We start from the raw sequence: 22,102 nt of genomic DNA, 5'->3' as shown, positions 1-22,102 counted from the left end.
AATTTTATAATGCGTGTCGAGGATATCATGATGAAAGATTCGCCTACTTGTACAGTACATTACACAATTCAAGATACATTGGAAATTTTCGCTAAAATAAACTCGCAAATTATTCCGGTAGTTAACGATGATAAAAGGTTAATAGGTTTATTAACAAAAAATAAAATTATTCAAATACTAGCAGAAGGTTATTCATTTCAGTGCCCAATCACATCTTTTATTAATTTTAATCCCATTTTTTTATATCCAGATCAAGATATTAATGAGACTCGAAAATTACTGCTTAAACATCAAATTGGACATGCTCCAGTCGTCAATCGACAATTGCATCCTATTGGTATTCTATCTACATCACAAATATTATTTGCATACGACTTAGTATATGATCGATTGCAAACCCAACAATCCTTACTATTTGAAAACTTAAATTTCGGATTATTTTCCGTTGATACTAAGTTTAAGGTTAACGCCATCAATCCTGTAGCAGAAAAAATCCTTCAATTATTACCCAATAAACAACATATATTCAATGAATTAAACGGACTTGAGGAGATTACTAATCTATTAACTGGGATATTGCATCACAAAGAACAAATAATGAAAAAGAAGATGCATTTAAATGGGCATAGCCTTGTCGTACAGAGTTATCCATTGATAGAAAAAAATAAACTAGTTGGTTCCATGGTCATAATGGATGATTTCACTAATATTGAAAAAATGGCCAGTGAACTACGTTTTTCTAAGGAATGGGAGGAAAAGTTAAGAAGCGTTATTGAGCTAGCTTATGATGGCATAATTTTAGTTGATCAAAAGGCAGAAATAACGATGGTCAATAATGGCTTTTGTGAATTATATAATGTTCAAAGTAATGAACTTTTAGGGCAATCCATTTTGAACATGTACCCTGATTTAGGATTAGATGAAGCTCTACAAACCGGTGTCAGAATAACGAATGTTGCAAAATTAATTGGTAAGACACAATGTCTTATTACAATCTTACCTATAAAAAACAATGAAGAAATTATCGGAGCAATTTGTAAAATTACATACCGTGGTTTAAAGCATTTGCAAGAAGCTATTAAAAAGGTAAATAACTTGGAACAACAAGTCACTTACTATCAAAAAGAATTGAATGAACTTAAAGGAACAAAATACTCTTTTGCTAATATTATTGGGGAATCTTCTAATATTAAAAGGATAAAAAAAGAGGCCTTAGCTGCTTCTCATAGTTTATCAACGGTTTTACTTTTAGGGGAAAGTGGTACTGGAAAAGAATTATTTGCACATGGAATTCATGCCTCTTCTTCTCAGACCGGTATGTTTATTCAAGTGAACTGTGCAGCAATTCCTCCAGAGTTAATGGAATCAGAGTTCTTCGGTTATGCTGAAGGCTCATTTACTGGTGCAAAAAAGGGTGGGAAAAAAGGGAAATTTGAAATGGCTCAAAATGGAACATTATTTTTAGATGAAATCGGTGATATGCCTCTTTCCCTCCAATCAAAACTATTGCGAGTTTTACAAGAAAAGGAGTTTGAACCAATAGGGAGCAATCGTATTATTAAACTCCAAACTAAAATTATTGCTGCAACAAATCAAAACCTTGAAATACTTATTAAAGAGGGGAAATTCAGAGAAGATTTATACTATCGTTTAAATATAATGAGGATTAACATTCCACCTTTACGAGACCGGATCGAGGATATACCTGATATTGCAGAATCCATTATTTCACAACTAAAACTTTCAGGATTTCATTTAGAAGGAATCACACATTCTGCATTAACAAAGTTATTAAACTATAACTGGCCAGGTAATATTCGTGAGCTACATAATATTTTAGAAAGAGCAGCAAATCTAACAAGTGATGGATATATAGATGCTCAACACCTTCCAGAATCGTTTAATGCTAATATTCTTACAACAACTGAAAGTATAAGAATAGATCAAACAAATACACTTCTATCATATTCGGAGGAACATAATAATAAGCCATACTGGAATGCTATTGATCTTAAAGAAAAAGAACTCATACTTGCTGCACTTAAAGAAACAAATGGAAATAAAGCAAAAGCAAGTAGATTATTGGGTATCAGTCGCACTTGGCTTTACGAAAAGATAAAAAAATATAATATAAGTAAATAAAGGTCATTACAATATAATCTATTTCGAGCATACTACCAATATAATAGGTATACAAAAGAGAAAATCAATCATACTTCCTTGTTAAAATAAAAGAGGCAATAATATATTTTTTTTGATAAATCAAGAAATATTCTTAAGTCCCTAAAGTAAAAAGCGAGGAGAAAACATAATGTTTTCTCCTCGCTTTTTTATTAAAAATACATATAACTTAATAACTTACTGCAATAAACTGTTGTGTCCAGTAATGTCTATAAGGACCACCGTTGGCATAACCCACCCCAATATGAGTAAAACGGCTATTTAGCATGTTTGCTTTATGACCGGGACTATTCATCCAAGAATTCATAACTGCTTCTGGAGTTGATTTGCCAGCCGCAATATTTTCACCTGCATAGTAATAACTGATTCCGTATTTACGCATCATATCAAACGGAGAACCGTATGTAGGACTCGTGTGGCTAAAGTATTGAAGATCACGCATGTCTTCTGATTTAAGAGTAGCTGTTTTCTCTAGCCTTTTGTCTATTTTAAGTGGTTCCACTCCAACTTTTTTTCTTTCTACATTCATAAGATTAACTACTTGTTCGCTAAAAGTTAAAGGTTTTGTTTCTGGTTTCTTTACAGGTTCTTTTTTAAATGGTGATTTTAATTTACCTTTTTTATAAAGGTTCCCATTGTATATGTACTGAGCAAATGCTCCTCGTTTAACTAAATCACTTGCACCAAACTTTGTTGATGTTTTTCGTTTCCCAACACCTGTTGTGACAAATGCTTGTACATCTTTATATGCTTTGTTTTTCTTAGATACATCTGAGTAGGACAGATTTTTTACGGATTTTAGTTTATACGCCTTTGTTAACATAGTTGCCATTTCAATTTTCGTTATTTTACCTTTTGGATTGAATTTTTTGGATTTCTTCCAAATTTTTTCGTCTACTAAAGTTGCGGCATATGGATATGCCTTACTCGATTTCTTTAAATCCGTAAATTTCGGATTAGGACGGTTCTTAGTAGAAAGTTTTAAAGCTTTCACAATTGCTTTAGCCGCATCCTCACGAGTTACATAACTAGATGGTTTAAATTTGCTACCTTTATACCCCGTCATTATTTTTTTTGAAACTACATACTCAATTGCTTTTTTGTTTGAATGAGTTTTAGAAACGTCTTTAAACTTAACACTAGTTGCCGCGAATCCTGTTGTCGATAACGTTCCTACCATTAAGAGGATAGCAATCAAACATGAAAATATCTTCTTATACATCGTGCTTACTTCCCTTCTGTTGCTTAAATTACCTAAACTTTCATGTATAACTCTATTATAGTAATATAGTTAAAAATAGTTTAAAAGGACAAGAAGTACAATTTCTTATCAAAAAAATGGATAATTTAATAAAACTCAAATTACATTTTAAAATAAATTACTCAGTTAATTTGTATTATTCTCCATAATAAAAAGATAAGGAAAGCATCTCATCCATACTTTACCTATCTCTTCATCAGTTAATCTCTATTTATTATGTTTTTTAAATGGTAAATGAGTTTTAGTAGTTCTGTGAATAGGTTGATAAAATCTAAGTATAGATTTAATGCAACGAGTGGCACTTCCTCATCACTAATATAACTTCGGGCAATTTGATTCATATCGTACAACGTATAACCTACAAACAGCAAAACACCAATTGCACTTGCAAAGACCATAACAATATCACTAAAACCAACGAAAATTGTAATGATAGAAAAAATGATGACACCGATTAATACGATGAACAAAAATTTGCCCCAGTTACCTAAATTGCGTTTAGTATTATAGCCAATAATTCCTGCTACGATGAAGATCGCTGCAGTTGTACCGAAGATAACCAGTACTAGACTTCCGCCTAATGCACCGATGTAAAATTGGAGCAAGCTATATAATGTCACACCTGTTAAGAAAGCAAAAAGGATGGAGATCATTTTACTCGCTTTTCTTGCAGCTCGACTAAACATAACGATTAACAGCAAAACAACCGTTGCAATACTAATAGGCATTACTAGTGATACGGGAACAAATATCCCAGCAAATAGCCCGATTGCTGTGACTACCCACAGCAAGGTAAAGAACCGAAGAACCTTCGGAAATTGTGATTCCATTAAATTTATCTCTCCTATATTATTAAGCTACTTCCAGTATAAATCTTTTTTGAAGAAATGTTTAATAGTATGGATTTATCAGACTTCTTTCCCCCTTTCAAACAATTATGAAATTCTTCTTTAGCTAAAAAATCTATAACAATAATGAGCCTAATTCATAATATCTAGTTATTTACCACTATATGTTTATCTCGCATTTTCGCATTCCATACTTCGATAACAGTTGAAATATCCAGCATTTATACTTTATATAGATTAGTCATTATAATATGTAGGGAGATTGAATATGAATACTTTCAAATTTATACCGCTGATAGTTTTAACAACATTTTTAATGGGGTCTTCTTTTGCAGTCGTTAAAATTGGTTTGCCTTATTCTTCACCATTGTTATTAGCAGCATTACGCTTTACACTTGCGGGAATCATCATGGCAATAATCGTGATTATTTTAAAAAGACCTCATCCAACTTCAAAGGAAAGTTGGGTAAAGTTGCTGATAATTGGGAGTTTGCAAACAGCTGGTGTTATGGGTTGTATCTTTTTAAGTTTACGAACAATTACGGCTAGTGAGTCCTCAATTCTCACTTTCACAAACCCACTACTCGTAGTGGTATTCGGTACTATTTTTTCTCAAATACGCTATAAATATTATCAATGGATTGGCGTTCTTTTAGGTTTAGTAGGCGTAAGTATAACAATGGGAGCGCAAATTGAATTTAAGATTGGTATTCTTTTTGGTATTCTGTCTGCTGTATTTTGGGCGATGGCCACATTATTAGCTAAAAAATGGGGAGCCTTTTTTGATAACTGGGTTTTATCTGCCTATCAAATGCTGTTCGGTGGATTAATATTATTACTTGGTAGTTTTACTCTTGAAAAGTCATTTTTTATTTTGAATGGTAACTCAATACTCATTTTATTATGGCTAAGTATTATGTCATCCATTGTTCAATTTGCCGTATGGTATTATCTTTTACAAAAAGGTGATCCAGGAAAAACGAGTGCCTTTTTATTTTTAGCACCTTTCTTTGGGGTATTAACTGGCTGGTTATTATTAGATGAACCGTTATACCCTTCTCTTATAGTTGGTGGCCTCTTTATAATTATTGGTATTTATTTGGTCAATAGTAATTTCAAAAAAAATCTAGTTCAAAGTACTGTAAAAGTAAATGAATAGCTTTTGTTTAATCGAATAACCCTCGCCTTATCTATATAATTAGGCGAGGGTTTTTCATTTCATCATTACATATTAATATTAAATTTCTGTTTGAAACCTATTTTTCCTTTGTCTGTAATTTTAACAGCACGTATAGATGGCACTCTAACTATCCATCCTAAATCAAAAAAGTGTGTCATTAGTCCATTTCCTAAAGCACCTGCAAGATGATGTTGACGCTCACTCCAGTCTAAGCAAGCATGTGAAAATGAGCGGCGTTTTCTTTTTAGTTTACCTATATCAATGCCTAATTCAGTAAAGAATTGTTCTCCAGTAGGAGTAACTATAAATTCTCTCTCTTCTTTTTTTAGATAACCTGAATGCAACATTGACTCGGTTAAATTTATACCTAACTTACCGGCTAAATGGTCATAACAAGTTCTAGCTTCCTGAAGTAATTTCACTTGGTTAGATTGTTTTAATGAGCGCACTTCAGGAGGTGGCGAGATGGCCAGAAAAGATTCTAAAATACGGGCGACTTCTCCACCCTCTAGCTGAAAATAGCGATGACGTCCCTGTTTCTCTACTTTCACCAAATTACCTTCTACTAATTTCGCAAGGTGAAAGCTCGCAGTTTGTGGTGTTACAGCTGCCATATAAGCTAATTCACTGGCTGTATGAAAACGCCCATCCATTAAACTTGTAAGAATAGTTGCTCTTGATGTTTCTCCAAGGAGAGCGGCAACCTCAGCCACATTTGGATTTATACTCATTTCAAACACCCTTTCCGCATTCCATATTTCGATTATAGTCAAAGTATAGAATACTTACAATATGCACCAAATACGTTGAATCTTATTTGAACATCAACTTCCATTTTGCCATTATCACTTTCCAAAGAACTTTGCTCAGCTTTATCATCGTTTCTTATTAAACACCCTAAGTAGCGATAGTGGAATAACCCTTGAAATTTATCCCACTTTACCTTTAGACACTAATATTCTAAGTCATTTATTTATAAATTAATTATCTTTGCAACTATTGTTGTTTTCAAACGTATATAGGGTATGATATCTAATCAGGAGGTTTTGTATATGTTTATAATCCCAACTATTATTGCTTTTTTATATGAACTATTATTAGCTATACCTATTTTAGGTGGAGCTATTATGATTGGTTCTGGATACTCAGCTTTAACGACTGCGCTAGTTATTCACGTCATCGTTCTTGTCCTTCGCTTTGTTACTGGTCACTCAAAAGTTGTACCAATTTTAGCGATTATCTTAACTTTACTGACGTGGATTCCTATCCTTGGGTGGGCCATTCATATTTTAATCGCTATCGCTTATTTCATTGATTTTTTTATGGGTTTAGGAAAAAGTTCGATTCAGAGAGATTTGTAAATTAATCAATTAATAATACACAGCTTCAATTTCGCAAAATTGAAACTGTGTATTTTTGTGCGGACTAAATTTGAAACCCCAGTACTCCTTGCGCTATTAAAAAAAGAAAAAACCACATCTTCTCTCCATTTTAAAGAGAAGATATGGTTAAACTGCTAAATAGCAGAAGTATTAATTGGTGAAGCTTAAATCGCTACAATATTCACAAGTTTCCCAGGAACAGCGATAATTTTCTTAATTTCTTTACCTACAAGTAGTTCTGCAATTTTTTCATCTGCTAATGCAATTTCTTGTAAGTCCTCACGAGATGCGTCTTTTGCTACTAAAATTTTGTTTTTTACTTTACCATTTACTTGCACTACTACTTCGATTTCATCGTCAGTTAATTTTGACTCATCAAATGTTGGCCATGCAGCGTATGTTAATGTTTCTTCTTTACCAAATTTCGCCCATAATTCTTCTGCAATGTGAGGAGCAATTGGCGCTAACATTTTAACGAAGCCTTCAGCATAAGCTGTTGGCACGACATCTGCTTTGTAGCAATCATTGATGAATACCATCATTTGTGAAATAGCCGTGTTGAAACGAATATGCTCGTAGTTTTCAGTTACTTTTTTCACTGTTTGGTTATACACTTTTTCTAAAGTAGTATCTTCTGAAGCTTGGATTTTATCTGATAATGATCCATCTTCATTGATAAATAAACGCCAGATACGATCTAAGAAGCGTCGCGCTCCATCAAGGCCATTTTCAGACCATGGAATAGATGCTTCAAGTGGGCCCATGAACATTTCGTAAAGTCGAAGTGTATCTGCACCGTGGCTCGCAATGATATCATCAGGGTTTACTACATTCCCTTTTGATTTAGACATTTTTTCATTACCTTCTCCTAAAATCATCCCTTGGTTAAATAATTTTTGGAAAGGCTCTTTAGTTGGTACAACACCTAGATCGTACAATACTTTATGCCAGAAACGAGCATATAGTAAATGCAGAACAGCGTGCTCTTGACCACCAATGTAAATATCAACTGGTAACCAGCGTTTTAATAATTCTGGATCCGCTAGCATTTCATCATTTGTTGGATCGATATAACGCAGGAAGTACCAACTTGAACCAGCCCATTGTGGCATAGTATTTGTTTCTCTACGACCTTTTTTACCTGTTACAGGGTCAACTACATTTACCCACTCTTCAATATTCGCAAGTGGTGATTCTCCTGTTCCACTTGGGCGGATATCATCTGTTTTAGGTAAAATAAGTGGTAGTTCTGATTCATCAAGCGTTGTTACTTCGCCATCTTCCCAATGGATAACTGGAATCGGCTCTCCCCAATAACGTTGACGGCTAAATAACCAGTCGCGTAAACGATAAGAAATTTTCTTTTCACCTACGCCTTTTTCTTCTAACCATTCAATCGCTTTAGCAATAGCTTCTTCTTTGCCTAAACCATCAAGGAATCCAGAGTTAACATGTTTACCTTCTCCAGCGTAAGCTTCTTTTTCGATATCTCCACCAGCTACAACTTCAACGATTGGTAAATCGAATTGTTTTGCAAATTCGTAGTCACGTTCATCGTGAGCAGGAACAGCCATGATTGCTCCTGTACCATATGTTGCAAGTACATAGTCCGCGATCCAAATCGGCATTTTTTCACCATTAATCGGATTAACTGCATAAGCGCCTGTGAAGACACCAGTTTTTTCTTTTGCAAGATCAGTACGTTCAAGATCTGATTTCATTTTCACTTCGTCTAAGTATGCTTCAACTGCTGCTTTTTGTGCATCTGTTGTAATTTCAGCTACTAGTTTATGTTCAGGGGCAAGTACTGCATAAGTAGCACCAAATAATGTGTCCGGGCGTGTTGTGAATACACGGAACGATTGATTTGTACCATCTACTGTGAATGCCACTTCTGCACCTTCAGAGCGACCAATCCAGTGACGTTGCATATCTTTAATATTTTCTGGCCAATCTACTTCTTCTAAATCGTCGACTAAACGATCAGCATAAGCAGTAATTTTCAGCATCCATTGTTTCATAGGACGGCGTTCAACAGGGTGTCCACCACGTTCTGATTTACCATCAATTACTTCTTCATTGGCAAGTACTGTACCAAGTGCTGGGCACCAGTTAACAGCTACCTCATCAATATAAGCTAAGCCTTTTTTGTATAATTGGACGAAAATCCATTGAGTCCATTTATAGTAGCTTGGATCTGTTGTATTGATTTCACGATCCCAGTCATATGAAAAGCCAAGTTCTTGAATTTGACGTTTAAATGTCGCAATATTTTTTGCTGTAAATTCAGCAGGATCATTACCCGTGTCTAAAGCATATTGTTCAGCAGGTAGTCCGAATGCATCCCAACCGATTGGGTGAAGGACATTATAGCCTTGCATACGCTTGAAACGACTTAAAATATCTGTTGCTGTATATCCTTCAGGGTGTCCAACATGTAGACCCGCTCCTGATGGATAAGGGAACATATCTAGTGCATAAAATTTTGGCTTTGATTCATCATTGACAGTTTTAAATGTATTATGTTCTGCCCAATACGATTGCCATTTCTTTTCGATCTCTTGATGATTGAAATTCAATGATTTCTCCTCCTTAAAATAATAAAACAAGTTTCGCCTATTACATTGTCATAATATTCCTATATTTTAGACAAAATAAAAACTCCCGTCCCTAGAAAAAGGGACGAGAGCTTAAAAAGGTTCCCGCGGTACCACCCAAATTAGTGTATTACACTCAACTTGACTCCTTAACGCGGAAAACGGCTTTGGTTACACTTGTATTCACCATTGCAGACTCCAAGGCGAGTTCAATTTATCCATTTACTAGCTCACACCACCCGCTAGCTCTCTTGAAAATCAAATAAATTTACTATTCCTTATCATAGTCTTGTTATATTGAATCTAATTCTAATCGAATTGAGCCAAAATGACAAGCAATTTAAAAATCATTGTAAATAAAAGGTTTAAGATATTCAATATGAGTGTTTTTTATAATATGTAAAAGGTTCGATTTCTACTATATATATATGTAAAGAAAAGAATATCAATAATACGCGTTTTATTTTAAAGTAAAAAAAGAAAGGCATACCCTACTTATGCCTTTCTTTTTTATTTAGAATATACTTATCTTACTACTACATTTTCCTGAACATTTTCAATATTTAGATTGGCCCCAGTAGCCGCAACAACTTCTTCTACTGTATACCCTTCAAATACTTCTCTTAATACCAGTCCTGTAGGTGTTACATCAATGACAGCTCGATCAGTAATGATTTTGTCGACAACGGACTTTCCTGTTAACGGTAGCTCACAAGTCTTTTTAATCTTAGCAGAGCCATCCTTTGCTACATGCTCCATTATTACGATAATTTTCTTCGCGCCATGTACTAAGTCCATTGCTCCGCCCATACCTTTAATCATTTTACCTGGAATCATCCAATTAGCTAAGTCACCTGTTTCAGATACTTCCATTCCACCTAAAATGGCTACATCAATATGCCCTCCGCGGATCATAGCAAATGATTCAGCATTGCTAAAAAAAGCAGAGCCAGGAATAGTTGTTACCGTTTCTTTCCCTGCATTTATCAAATCAGGATCTACCTCATCCTTTGTTGGATATGGCCCAATTCCTAATAATCCATTTTCTGATTGTAAAATTACTTGTTTATTTGGAGCTATATAATTAGCCACTAATGTTGGCATACCAATTCCTAAATTGACATAATTCCCGTCAGCAATTTCCTGCTCCGCACGACGTGCTATTATTTCTCTTACATTCATATCTCAAAGTCCCCTTTCTTTAAGAACGAATCATTAAGCGTTCAATTCTTTTTTCCTGCTTCGCCTGAACTAGGCCTTGTACGTAAATGCTCGGCGTCTGAACTTGGTTCGGGTCAATATCCCCCGGCTCCACTAATTCCTCTATTTCTGCAATCGTAAAAAGTCCTGCCGCAGCCATGATTGGATTAAAGTTTTGTGCTGTTTTGTTATAAATTAAATTACCAAAACGATCTGCCTTAGCTGCTCTTATTAATGAAAAGTCTGCACGTAAGGCTTCTTCTAAGACATATTCCTTACCATCGAATATGCGTGTTTCCTTCCCTTCTGCAATAGGAGTCCCCACTCCCGCAGGTGTATAAAATGCTGGAATCCCTGCTCCACCAGCACGAATTTTCTCGGCTAGTGTGCCTTGTGGTGTCAGTTCTACCTCAATTTCACCAGATAGTACCTGACGCTCGAATTCCTTATTCTCTCCTACATAAGAACCGATCATTTTCTTTATTTGTTTTTTATGTAGCAGTAATCCAAGTCCCCAATCATCAATGCCACAATTGTTAGAAATGATTGTTAAGTCTTTCACTTCTTTTTCAACTAAAGCTAGAATGAGTTGCTCTGGAATACCAACTAAGCCAAACCCACCCACCATAAGTGTCATACCATCTTGAATATCAGCAATCGCTTCATTTGCAGAAGTATAAATAGGCTTCATCTTCACTACCCCTTTCTTCACTTAAAATTTCTCCCTCTTTCATTTTCTCAAACAAGTAATAAATATTCAAATTCTAGCAGAAATATATATTTTTGTAGTATTTTATGTAAATAAAAAAACTGAGAATCTCAAAGACTCTCAGTTTTTTTCTCTTTTAGTGGTCGATCATACATGACGTAAGGTACTATAGCAATCGCAAGGAAAATTGTTAAAACAATGAACATAATATGCATCCCTAATTGATCAGCCAGCACACCACCTATAAAGGGGCCGACCATTCGTCCTATCATTGCAGCACTATTTACAACACCTTGATAAAATCCATCTCGTCCTTTGGGCGCTAACGTACTAGCAATTGTAGGAATTGCTGGCCATACGAACATTTCACCAAAAGTCAAAATGATAATTGCGACCATGAACATTTGGAATGATTCTGCAAAGCTCACTACAATAAAAGATACGATGTAGATGGAAATCCCTAACACTAGTTGCGCTTTCATAAGATGTTCCAATTTTTTTACAATCGGATTAATCAGTGGTTGCCCAATTACAATCAGTAAACCATTTACAGTCCAAAGCAAACTATATTGCTTCAATGAAATACCTAAATCTTGTGTATACGATGAAATTGTTGTCGTCCATTGTGAATAGGCAATCCAACTGAATAGGAAACCTGATGATATTATTAATAGTGCGATAAAAGAGGATTTATCCTTCACACGCTTACTTTCACTCACAACAGATGTTGGCCCCATTGATTGTTCACCCATGGACCTGAAACCAAAAAAGGCAATGAAAAAGAACACTACGTACATTAGTAAATTCGCACTAAATAAATAGTCAAAGCTATACGACGCTACAACTCCTGCAAGAGCGGGACCAATCGCTACACCTAAGTTTTGAGCTAAGTAAATGGCGTTAAATCCACGTCGCCCTCCTTCAGGCCAAGCAGTACCTACCATTGCGAACATACTTGGGAATACTACCCCACCACTAAAACCGATTAGCGTTAAAAACCACACGTAATGTGGCCATCCATGCCAAATCGTTAAACAGATTAGACCTAAAATTGTCACGATAATTCCGAACATTATCGCCTTATAGCCGCCATAACGGTCAAATAAATAACCACCTAGTAAGTTACCAACAACACCTGCAGCAGCATTTGCCATTAACACAAGCCCCGCTACAGAAAGTGATTGGCCTAGATGATCATGCATATAAATTGTATTTAAAGGCCATAAAAATGAACTACCTGTAACATTTACAAGCATACCAATTATTAAAAGCCAGACACTTTTCGGCATCCCCTTACCCCCATTGTTTCGTATAACTAAATAATCTTATTTCATTTCCACTGTTTCAACAACCCCATTAAGCTTTTTTCTATTAATTTTTTTCACTTCAAACAAAATGATTCGATGAATAGGCCATTCCCATGTTAAAATAGTTCGTTAGAGGAGTGAAAACGCATGACTGAAAATTTATTTCCGTTCCCTTCTGATGGGAAACGTTATTATACATGGAATCGATATTTACGTGATGAGTTTGGTCACAAAGTATATAAAGTAGCTTTGGATGCTGGTTTTGACTGTCCAAACCGTGATGGTACTGTAGCTTTTGGCGGGTGTACATTTTGTAGTGCAGCCGGCTCAGGTGACTTTGCTGGTGATCGAGTAGATCCAATTCCAGTTCAATTCGAAAAAATCAAACATAAAATGGAGCAAAAATGGAAAAACGGCAAAACGATGGCCTATTTTCAAGCGTATACAAATACACATGCCCCATTACCAATCTTAAAAGAGAAATTTGAGGCGGCATTAGCTCAAGAAGGTGTTATGGGTATTAGTATTGCTACCCGACCTGATTGCTTGCCTGACGACGTTGTTGAATATTTAGCTGAACTTAACGAAAGAACTTATTTATGGGTAGAGCTAGGTTTACAAACTGTCCATGAAAAAACAGCAACAATGATTAACCGTGCACATGATTTCGCGACTTATGTTGAAGGCGTCGAAAAATTACGCAAGCACAATATACGAGTATGTAGTCATATCATTAACGGCTTACCTCTTGAAACAAATGAAATGATGATGGAGACTGCACGAGCTGTCGCTAATCTTGACGTACAAGGGATTAAGATTCATCTACTTCATTTATTAAAAGGTACACCGATGGTTAAACAATATGAAAAAGGCATTCTTGAATTTCTAGATAAGGATGAATATATCAAGCTGGTAGCTGACCAACTAGAAATCATCCCTCCTGAAATGATCGTACACCGAATAACAGGTGATGGACCTATCGACTTAATGATTGGACCAATGTGGAGTGTTAACAAGTGGGAAGTTTTAAATGGTATTGATGCTGAACTTGAAAGACGAGGTAGCTGGCAAGGGAAGTATTACCATGCGGAAGTATCAACTAAATGAAGCTGCAGCGAGTATTACAATACACAAAAGCTTTACTAGCAGATACAGTAGTAGCTGGTGATTCTGTGGTTGATGCGACAGCCGGCAATGGACATGATACAGCCTTTCTAGCAGAGCTTGTAGGCTCTAAAGGGCATGTCTATGCTTTCGATGTGCAGCAGCAAGCAGTTGAAGCAACAAAGTTACGTCTGGCGGAGAACCAATTAGACAAGCAAGCTACTGTTATTTTAGATGGTCATCAAAACGTTAAAAAATATGTATCAGAGCCTATTAAAGCAGCTATTTTCAATCTCGGTTATTTACCTGGCAGTGAGCACTCAATTGTCACAAAGCCTGGCACAACAATCGAAGCAGTCTCTGACTTACTAGACCTATTACATGTGGGCGGTATGATTATTCTCGTTGTTTACCATGGGCATGAAGGTGGCAAGGATGAACGCGATAAATTATTAGCTTATGTTAGTGACTTACCACAGAAATATGTTCATGTTTTACGTTATGAATTTATCAACCAAAAAAATGATCCTCCTTTTATCATTGCTCTAGAGAAAATGAAGGACCTACCATAAACTATTTACTACAATACAAGACTTCTATTACCGTTTATAAAGGTGATGGAAGTCTTTTTTATACCTTCCACCTTATTACCTACAAAAAATACATGAATAAAAGCCATTGCACATAGTGATACTGATAATATTCTATTTTTATAAGGAGAATCAGTATGCCAAAAATTCATGCAGTTAGTACATATAATCCACCCTTTACATTAGTACAAACTCAGGCTGAACATTTTGTTCGCACTCTTTTTTCAAAAAAAATAACTCAACTGGAACGCTATTTACGTGTTTTTGAAAATGGTGAAATTCTTAATCGCCATCTTACTATGCCAATTGATTGGTATAAACAAGACCACGATTTCGCCGAACGTAACCGGCTATACATTGAATACGCTGTCTCTTTTGGCGTTACTGCTATTGAGCGCTGTTTAGAAAAGGCTGGAGGTGTGAGTACGAAGGATATTGATGCCATTGTATTCATCTCTAGTACAGGCATTTCCACACCAAGTATTGATGCTCGAATTATGAACAAACTCCCTTTTTCTGAACATGTTGTACGGATTCCTATTTGGGGACTAGGTTGTGGAGGTGGTGCCGCAGGAATTAGTCGGGCTAATGATTACTGTATTGCCCACCCTGCTTCAAAAGTTTTAGTACTATGTGTGGAGCTTTGTAGTCTTACTTTCCAAGCGAATGATTTAACTAAAAGTAACCTTATAGGCACGTCGCTTTTCGGAGATGGTGTCGCTTGTGCGCTCGTTTGTGGGGATGCTGTCATGGCATCATCTCGCCAGCCACTACCCGCTATTAAAGCTACTGCTTCCAAATGGCTTCCGAACTCAGAGGATGTCATGGGATGGGCTGTTGAAAATACAGGCTTTCATGTCATATTCGCCAAAAGTATTCCTAGTGTTATCGAAAATTGGCTAGCCCCTTTTGTAGAAGAATTTTTAAAAGCTAACAAAATAGGGCTTTCGAACATCAATCATTTTGTAGCACATCCGGGCGGAAAGAAAGTATTGGCTGCTTATGAAACAGCTCTACGAATAGATTCGCAATTGCTTATACCAAGTAAAACCGTATTACAAGATCATGGCAATATGTCTTCTCCAACTGTTTTATATGTATTAGAAAAAACAATGACAGAGTATGCTAATAAAGGAGATGTTGGCTTAATGGCTGCTTTAGGACCTGGTTTTAGTGGTGAACTATTACTCTTGGAATGGAAGTGATGAATTGCTGTTTTCTATCGTCTTCATACTAATTTGTTTACAGCGCTTAGGTGAATTAATGGTTGCACGATCAAATGAGCGCTACCAAAAAACACAGGGAGCTATTGAGGCTGGTCAGGGACACTACCCACTCATGGTGATAATGCATACGCTCTTTTTATGCAGCCTACTTTTTGAATACTTATGGCTTAAACCTACACTGAGCCCACTTTGGCCATATCTACTAATAGCCTTCATAACTCTTCAATTTGCACGTGTTTGGGCTATTCAATCACTTGGTCGTTTTTGGAATACAAAAATCATTATTTTACCCGGAGCTAAACTAGTAAAGCAAGGGCCGTATAAATGGATGCCACATCCTAATTACGCAATTGTCGCTCTTGAAATCGCCATTATACCACTTATTTTCCAGGCATATTTTACTGCTATTATTTTTACATTACTTAATTATGGCATGATGCTTATACGTATTCCGATAGAAGAAGAAGCACTTTCACAATATAGCAATCACACATCTAATAAACCTGATAAAATTTCTAATTAAAATAAATAACCTCTACATAGCTAAATTTGCTAAGTAGAGGTTATTTTTATAGTATTTCCTTTGCGATTAGTTCAAAGGACTTTAATTTGTCTTCAAAATTATAAGCAATCGTTACAAGCATCACTTCCTCAGCTTGGTATACTTCTGCTAAATTTTCAATCTGCTCTTTTACTTGTTGAGGATTTCCTACTACTAATCTTTTACGGAATTCTTCAATACTTTGCAAATCATAAATGGTATATGGATAATTCATAGCTGTTTCAATAGATGGTGTTCCAGCTGATGGCTTCCCTTGTACTAAACGTAGCATAGTCAGTTCCTTTGATGATGCAATTCGCTTAGCAACTTCTTCAGTCTCTGCACAAACAACAAAGACGGCAACTGCTTGCTTAGGCTGTTGCAAATATTGAGATGGTTTAAAGCGATCTCTATATGACTTAGCATATGATGGGCCACCATCACCATTAATAAATTGAGCGAACATATATGGTAATCCTTTTTCCGCAGCTAAAAATGCTGAATTAGCGCTTGAACCAAGCATCCAAACAGGTGGAGCACTATTGGTCACTGGTGTTGCTTTTAAGCCTTGGAATTGATGACCTTCTGGTACTGCATCATGCAAATACATAAGTAAATCATCAATCTGATTAGGGAACTGATTGACATCACGAAAATTCCCATCATGTAAAGCATGAGTTGCACGTGGCATTCCTCCTGGTGCTCTTCCCATCCCTGCATCTATACGCCCTGGGTATAAGGCTTCTAATAACTTAAAATTCTCTGCAACTTTATACGCTGAGTAATGTGGTAGCATTACACCACCTGATCCAATGCGAATGCTCTTAGTTACTGACGCTAAATGAGATATTAATATTTCAGGCGATGAACCCGCTAAAGTTGTTGTATCATGATGTTCTGAAACCCAGAATCTTGAATATCCCCATTCTTCAGCCTTTTGCGCTAAAACAGTTGTTTGTCGCAATGCCTCGACAGCATTGGAACCTTCAGAAATGGGTGACTGGTCTAATATACTTAATCGAATGTCCAAAAAATCGCCTCCTAGCTAAAGATTACCGAATCTTATAAAATAACACCAATAAAAAGTACTAAGGGCATTTGAGGTACCTTTAGTGCTTTTTATTGTATGTAAACCTAAAAAAGCGCCTCTTAAGTCGTTGTCAGACTAAGAGACGCTCTACTATATTATAAAACTTTGACATTTTTATATGCATACATAATTTCATTATCGGACAAATCGAGTCAGATATCAGTTAAACTCTTATTTTCTTTCTTTATTTCTTTGTTCCCAAAACTCAGCATTTTTAATACCTAATTTAACGGGATCAAATTGAGGATCGATTCCCTGCTTTTTCTGCTCTTCATAATCTTTTAATGCTATTATAGACGGTTTCACCAAGAACAATAGTGCTATGATATTGACCCAAACCATTAGACCAAGACCAATGTCACCTAAAACCCAAGCTAAATCCGATGTTCGAACGGCACCATAGAAAGTAGTAGCAAGAATAATAATTTGCACGATGCGTATGCCGACTTTCTGCCGCTTCCCTTCAAACATATAAGCAATATTCGTTTCAGCAATGTAATAATAAGCCATTGTCGTTGTAAAAGCAAAGAAGAATAATGCAATGGCAACAAAGCCCGAGCCTACTCCAGCACCAGGGAATGCACTATCTACAGCTGCTTGCGTATAGGCTGTCCCTGCGATAACCCCTGGGGCATTTTCAACTAAATATTCACCTTTACCATCATCTAATTGGACATTATACATACCTGAGAATAGAATCATAAATGCTGTTGCAGTACAAACTAAAAATACAGCTAAGTATACAGAAGCCGTCTGTACTAGACCTTGTTTTACTGGGTGAGATATTTCAGCAGCAGCAGCTGGGTGAGGCCCTGTACCTTGTCCAGCTTCACTTGCATAAACACCACGTTTTACTCCCCATGCTATTGCAGCACCTATCATCCCACCAAAAGTAGAATCTAGACCAAACGCACTTCGAATTATTAAAGAAAGTACTTCAGGTACCTTCTCAATATTAATAACAATAATAATGGCTGCAACAAGAAGATACCCTAGTGCCATAAACGGTACGATAAAAGAAGCTACTGAAGCTATACGTTTTACGCCACCTAAAATAATAGCACCCAAAATAACACAAACGACTAAACCTGAAATCCAGTGTTCTATACCAAATGCAGTATACATCGAGTCAGCAATAGCATTTGACTGCACAGTTGGTTGTAAAAATGACATTGCTACAACTGCTGCTACCGCAAAAATCATTCCTAACCAACGCTTCCCTGTACTTTTCTCTATATAAAATGCAGGACCACCACGATAAACACCATTTCTTTTCTCTTTATATATTTGTGCTAAAGTTGATTCTACATAAGCGGTTGCAGATCCGATGAAGGCTATTACCCACATCCAGAAAATTGCACCCGGTCCACCAAATGCAATTGCAGTAGCAGTACCTGCAATATTCCCTGTCCCAACACGACCAGATAGTGCCATGGATAGTGCTTGAAAAGATGATACACCTGCTTCAGATTCTTTCCCACTGAAGATTTGTTTAAACATGTCTTTCAATAAACGGACTTGTACACCTTTTGTTAATATAGTAAATAATAATCCGACAAGTAGAATACCGTAGATCATCCACGGTCCCCATAAAATTTCATAAACACTGGTAATAATGGCTTCCATCTATTGTCCCCCATTGATCATAATAAGTTATTCCATGAATAATATATATTGCCAGTTTCTAATAAAGGAAAATTCATTCTATCGAAATAGCAATTGTTATGTATTATATATCAAAACAATAAAGTTTGGAATATCCCTTATGTGTTATATGACAATTGAAATCGGTTACAAATAAAAAAAGACGGAATTTTGTAAAATTCCGTCAAAATTTAAATGATGTATCCAACTGATTTTAATGTATTAAAGATAAAGCTCTCCATATAAGCATAAATATCTTCGCGTTCAGGTTCTTGGAACAAATCATGATAACAGGCTTTCCATTCCTTATACTGATACTCTGATAAACTTTGTTGAGAAAGCCATTTTTTACCATACGATACATCCGCTATTTTATCGTTGCCACCAGTCATTAATAAAATCGGGATATTTGGAAATACCGTTTGTTGTGATATTCCCTTCATGAAACCATGAAGTTCACGATACCAATTGACAGTTATGACATCATTATAGTAAATATCATCTTTTTCCTCTTTATAAAATTCATAGCTTCTCGTTAAGTGTTTAATATTGATTTCGTGATTGATTTTCAGATTGCCTGTCAGTTTACTTAGACCTGTTAAAGCATTTGATAACTTTGATGGTTGGTGTTTTAAATGCATCCAAGGTGATGTTATTATAATACCTGTACATTCGTATTTGAATTTTTCAACAACATGGATCCCTAATATAGCTCCTAAACCATGTCCCACAACAAATACAGGTAAGTTATATGTTAAAGCTGCTTGCATAAGTTGTTTAACAAATGTTTCGTAACTTTTAAACTCTTCACTATGCACACGTTTATGTCTACTCTCTTCACCATGTCCAGGTAAATCTCCTGAAATAACATGAATACCAGATGTTCTTAAATTTTCGATTAACCATGCATAACGACGATGATGTTCGTATGCACTATGTATAATTACAGCGACAGCTCTTGCTTGGCCATCCGTTTCCCATTTCCACATTACTATCTCACCTCATAAATTCCTACGTATATATTAACGTATTCTGACGATTTCAGTTCCATTCATAGCTTCCTTTTGTTACGATAATAATACATAATAACTTGAAATGAGGCGTTTTTCGATGATTTATCCATTTAGAGACAAAAAACCATCTATTGACCCATCCGTTTTTATCGGTGATAACGTAATTATCACTGGCGATGTTACTATTGGACCTGATTCATCTATTTTTTACAATACAGTTATTCGCGGAGATGTTTCACCTACGATTATCGGACGCAAAGTAAATATCCAAGATTTATGTTGTTTACATCAAAGTCCTGCATATCCACTTATTTTAGAAGACGATGTGACAATTGGACATCAAGTAACATTACATAGCTGTACTATAAAAAGAGGCGCTCTTGTAGGAATGGCTTCAATTATCCTAGATGGTGCTGAGATTGGCGAAGGTGCATTTATAGGTGCCGGTAGTCTCGTTTCGCAAGGTAAGAAAATTCCTCCAAACACATTAGCATTTGGACGCCCTGCAAAAGTTATTAGAGAGTTAACAGAGGAAGATAAAAAAGATATGGACCGTATTGTCAACGAGTATTACGAAAAAGGACAATATTATAAATCACTTCAAAAATAATTCAATCAAGATGCCTGAGTATCGTTTTTCAAACGAATTCTCAGGTTTTTTTAATCTCTTGCTATGAGTTTCTTCTATAATATAATAAAAAACATCCCGAACTACAATTGATTACTTAATAATCAACATGTAACTCGGGATATTTTATGTTATTGTAATTTTTCAGATTGAATTAAAGTCCAGCTTTTTCTTTTAAAACGGCAGCTTTATCTGTAGCTTCCCAAGGAACATTCAAATCTGTACGGCCGAAGTGACCATAAGCAGCTGTTTGTTTGTAGATAGGGCGACGTAAATCAAGCATTTTAATGATTCCAGCTGGGCGTAAATCAAATAATTCACGAACCCATTCAACTAAATTTGTTTCTTTTACTTTACCAGTACCGAAAGTATCGATTGCAATTGAAACCGGTTGTGCAACACCAATTGCATAAGCCAGTTGTACTTCACAACGCTCAGCAAGTTCAGCTGCTACGATATTTTTTGCAACATAACGCGCTGCATAAGCTGCAGAACGGTCAACCTTAGTCGCATCCTTACCAGAGAAAGCACCGCCACCATGACGAGCATATCCACCATAAGTATCTACAATAATTTTGCGTCCCGTTAAGCCTGCATCACCTTTTGGTCCACCTATTACAAAACGACCTGTTGGGTTGATGAAGTATTTTGTTTTCTCGTCTAGTAATTCAGTAGGTACAACTGGAGCAATTACACGTGCTTGTAAATCCTCTTTAATTTGCTCTAACGTTACTTCTGGATCATGTTGAGTTGAAATAACAATTGTATCCACACGAACTGGATGATTATTTTCATCATATTCGATTGTTACTTGTGTTTTACCATCTGGACGTAAATAAGGTAACTCGTTTGTTTTACGAACTTCAGTTAAACGTCTTGCTAATTTATGTGCCAAGCTAATAGGTAGAGGCATTAACTCAGGTGTCTCGTTACATGCATATCCAAACATTAAACCTTGGTCACCTGCACCAATTGCTTCAATATCTTCATCTGTCATTGAACCTTCGCGTGCTTCAAGTGCTTGGTCAACGCCCAATGCGATATCAGCTGATTGCTCACCGATTGCTGTTAAAACAGCTACGTTTTCGCCATCAAAGCCATATTTACCACGTGTATAACCGATTTCCATTACCGTTTCACGAACGATTTTAGGAATATCAACATAAGTTGATGTTGTAATTTCTCCTGCTACTAATACAAGACCAGTTGTAACTGTAGTTTCACACGCTACACGTGCATTCGGGTCTTTTGAAACGATTTCATCTAAAATGGCATCCGAAATTTGATCACAAATTTTATCTGGATGTCCTTCTGTTACACTCTCAGATGTAAACAGTCGACGGTTTGTCATTTGGTTTCCTCCTATTATCTGCGAGATTGCCTCGGAAATGATACGGTACTCATTACCCATGTTAGTTCTTTCCAGTAGGATTGAACGCCAAGCCGTTGCTGCCTTTAACACGAGGATTCTAGAAAGTGCCACTATATATAAATAGAACCGCATAAATTACACATACTTATAAAAAATTTAGGAATTGGTCTATTTTAAATAAAAAAACCCTTCCCCCCATTATTACTAATGAGTGGAAGGGAATAATTCA

At 36.0% G+C, this 22,102-nt stretch carries 19 protein-coding genes and 1 other annotated feature; of the genes, 8 read left to right on the top strand and 11 right to left on the bottom strand.

All coding sequences use genetic code 11. The annotated features are described in order from the left end of the window. Positions 1–27 precede the first annotated feature (27 nt). Positions 28–2,142, top strand: a complete 2,115-nt coding sequence (locus MKY02_RS04600) for a sigma-54-dependent Fis family transcriptional regulator (protein ID WP_162148719.1) — start codon at positions 28–30, stop codon at positions 2,140–2,142. Positions 2,143–2,350: 208 nt separating this feature from the next. Here MKY02_RS04600 and MKY02_RS04595 read toward each other — a convergent pair whose 3' ends face one another. Beyond that, entirely contained in the window at positions 2,351–3,403 is a 1,053-nt protein-coding gene (locus MKY02_RS04595) for a CAP domain-containing protein (protein ID WP_051448790.1), read from the bottom strand. A 239-nt stretch (positions 3,404–3,642) separates the two neighbouring features. Next, a complete protein-coding gene (locus tag MKY02_RS04590) occupies positions 3,643–4,272 on the bottom strand; it encodes a Bax inhibitor-1/YccA family protein (protein WP_038188023.1) in 630 nt (209 codons plus the stop codon). Positions 4,273–4,558: 286 nt separating this feature from the next. Between MKY02_RS04590 and MKY02_RS04585 the strand changes: the two genes are divergently transcribed. Then, a complete protein-coding gene (locus tag MKY02_RS04585) occupies positions 4,559–5,449 on the top strand; it encodes a DMT family transporter (protein WP_038188029.1) in 891 nt (296 codons plus the stop codon). 65 nt (positions 5,450–5,514) lie between these two features. On the opposite strand, the gene MKY02_RS04580 is transcribed toward MKY02_RS04585, so the two are convergent. Beyond that, complete coding sequence (locus tag MKY02_RS04580; RefSeq protein WP_038188034.1) at positions 5,515–6,201, bottom strand: ArsR/SmtB family transcription factor; 687 nt, start codon at positions 6,199–6,201, stop codon at positions 5,515–5,517. A gap of 321 nt (positions 6,202–6,522) precedes the next feature. Between MKY02_RS04580 and MKY02_RS04575 the strand changes: the two genes are divergently transcribed. Next, positions 6,523–6,831 (top strand): hypothetical protein, encoded by a 309-nt coding sequence (locus MKY02_RS04575; protein ID WP_038188037.1) that lies wholly within the window; start codon positions 6,523–6,525, stop codon positions 6,829–6,831. Between the two features lie 185 nt (positions 6,832–7,016). Here the strand turns inward: MKY02_RS04575 and leuS are convergent, their stop codons facing one another. The 4 genes from leuS to MKY02_RS04555 form a co-directional block, all read right to left on the bottom strand. Next, positions 7,017–9,431 (bottom strand): leucine--tRNA ligase, encoded by a 2,415-nt coding sequence (gene leuS / locus MKY02_RS04570; protein ID WP_340710704.1) that lies wholly within the window; start codon positions 9,429–9,431, stop codon positions 7,017–7,019. 96 nt (positions 9,432–9,527) lie between these two features. Continuing rightward, positions 9,528–9,743 (bottom strand) — a binding site (T-box leader). 231 nt (positions 9,744–9,974) lie between these two features. After that, a complete protein-coding gene (locus MKY02_RS04565; protein WP_038188043.1) occupies positions 9,975–10,631 on the bottom strand; it encodes a 3-oxoacid CoA-transferase subunit B in 657 nt (218 codons plus the stop codon). A gap of 19 nt (positions 10,632–10,650) precedes the next feature. Then, complete coding sequence (locus MKY02_RS04560) at positions 10,651–11,340, bottom strand: CoA transferase subunit A (RefSeq protein ID WP_340709416.1); 690 nt, start codon at positions 11,338–11,340, stop codon at positions 10,651–10,653. A 128-nt stretch (positions 11,341–11,468) separates the two neighbouring features. Beyond that, the gene (locus tag MKY02_RS04555) at positions 11,469–12,647 is read right to left on the bottom strand and encodes an MDR family MFS transporter (protein WP_038188050.1); all 1,179 of its coding nucleotides are present in this window, start codon (positions 12,645–12,647) and stop codon (positions 11,469–11,471) included. A gap of 165 nt (positions 12,648–12,812) precedes the next feature. On the opposite strand from MKY02_RS04555, the gene MKY02_RS04550 reads away from it, so the two are divergent. The 4 genes from MKY02_RS04550 (at position 12,813) to MKY02_RS04535 (ending at position 16,108) form a co-directional block, all read left to right on the top strand. Then, on the top strand, positions 12,813–13,772 hold the full coding sequence (locus MKY02_RS04550; protein WP_038188053.1) for a TIGR01212 family radical SAM protein: 960 nt from the start codon (positions 12,813–12,815) through the stop codon (positions 13,770–13,772). Further along, entirely contained in the window at positions 13,769–14,341 is a 573-nt protein-coding gene (locus MKY02_RS04545; protein ID WP_038188056.1) for a tRNA (mnm(5)s(2)U34)-methyltransferase, read from the top strand. The genes MKY02_RS04550 and MKY02_RS04545 overlap by 4 nt, the downstream gene beginning before the upstream one ends. Positions 14,342–14,496: 155 nt before the next feature. Beyond that, positions 14,497–15,564, top strand: a complete 1,068-nt coding sequence (locus tag MKY02_RS04540; RefSeq protein WP_038188059.1) for a type III polyketide synthase — start codon at positions 14,497–14,499, stop codon at positions 15,562–15,564. Then, positions 15,533–16,108, top strand: coding sequence for an isoprenylcysteine carboxyl methyltransferase family protein (locus tag MKY02_RS04535; protein ID WP_412104694.1), 576 nt, complete (start codon positions 15,533–15,535; stop codon positions 16,106–16,108). Before MKY02_RS04540 ends, MKY02_RS04535 begins: the two co-directional genes overlap by 32 nt. Positions 16,109–16,154: 46 nt before the next feature. Here MKY02_RS04535 and MKY02_RS04530 read toward each other — a convergent pair whose 3' ends face one another. The 3 genes from MKY02_RS04530 to MKY02_RS04520 form a co-directional block, all read right to left on the bottom strand. After that, entirely contained in the window at positions 16,155–17,156 is a 1,002-nt protein-coding gene (locus MKY02_RS04530) for an LLM class flavin-dependent oxidoreductase (protein WP_038188064.1), read from the bottom strand. A gap of 231 nt (positions 17,157–17,387) precedes the next feature. Further along, complete coding sequence (locus tag MKY02_RS04525) at positions 17,388–18,842, bottom strand: alanine/glycine:cation symporter family protein (RefSeq protein WP_038188068.1); 1,455 nt, start codon at positions 18,840–18,842, stop codon at positions 17,388–17,390. Between the two features lie 209 nt (positions 18,843–19,051). Next, positions 19,052–19,849, bottom strand: a complete 798-nt coding sequence (locus MKY02_RS04520; protein WP_038188071.1) for an alpha/beta hydrolase — start codon at positions 19,847–19,849, stop codon at positions 19,052–19,054. A 121-nt stretch (positions 19,850–19,970) separates the two neighbouring features. Between MKY02_RS04520 and MKY02_RS04515 the strand changes: the two genes are divergently transcribed. Continuing rightward, on the top strand, positions 19,971–20,483 hold the full coding sequence (locus tag MKY02_RS04515; RefSeq protein WP_038188074.1) for a gamma carbonic anhydrase: 513 nt from the start codon (positions 19,971–19,973) through the stop codon (positions 20,481–20,483). A 172-nt stretch (positions 20,484–20,655) separates the two neighbouring features. Here the strand turns inward: MKY02_RS04515 and metK are convergent, their stop codons facing one another. Then, a complete protein-coding gene (gene metK / locus MKY02_RS04510; protein ID WP_038188077.1) occupies positions 20,656–21,852 on the bottom strand; it encodes a methionine adenosyltransferase in 1,197 nt (398 codons plus the stop codon). Between the last annotated feature and the right edge of the window lie 250 nt (positions 21,853–22,102).

Origin of the sequence: Viridibacillus sp. FSL R5-0888 (assembly GCF_038009105.1) — a bacterium.
In the GTDB taxonomy this organism is placed as follows: Bacteria; Bacillota; Bacilli; order Bacillales_A; family Planococcaceae; genus Viridibacillus; species Viridibacillus arenosi.
Note: the sequence above shows the minus strand (reverse complement) of the source record. Positions and strands in the feature narration are given on the sequence as shown.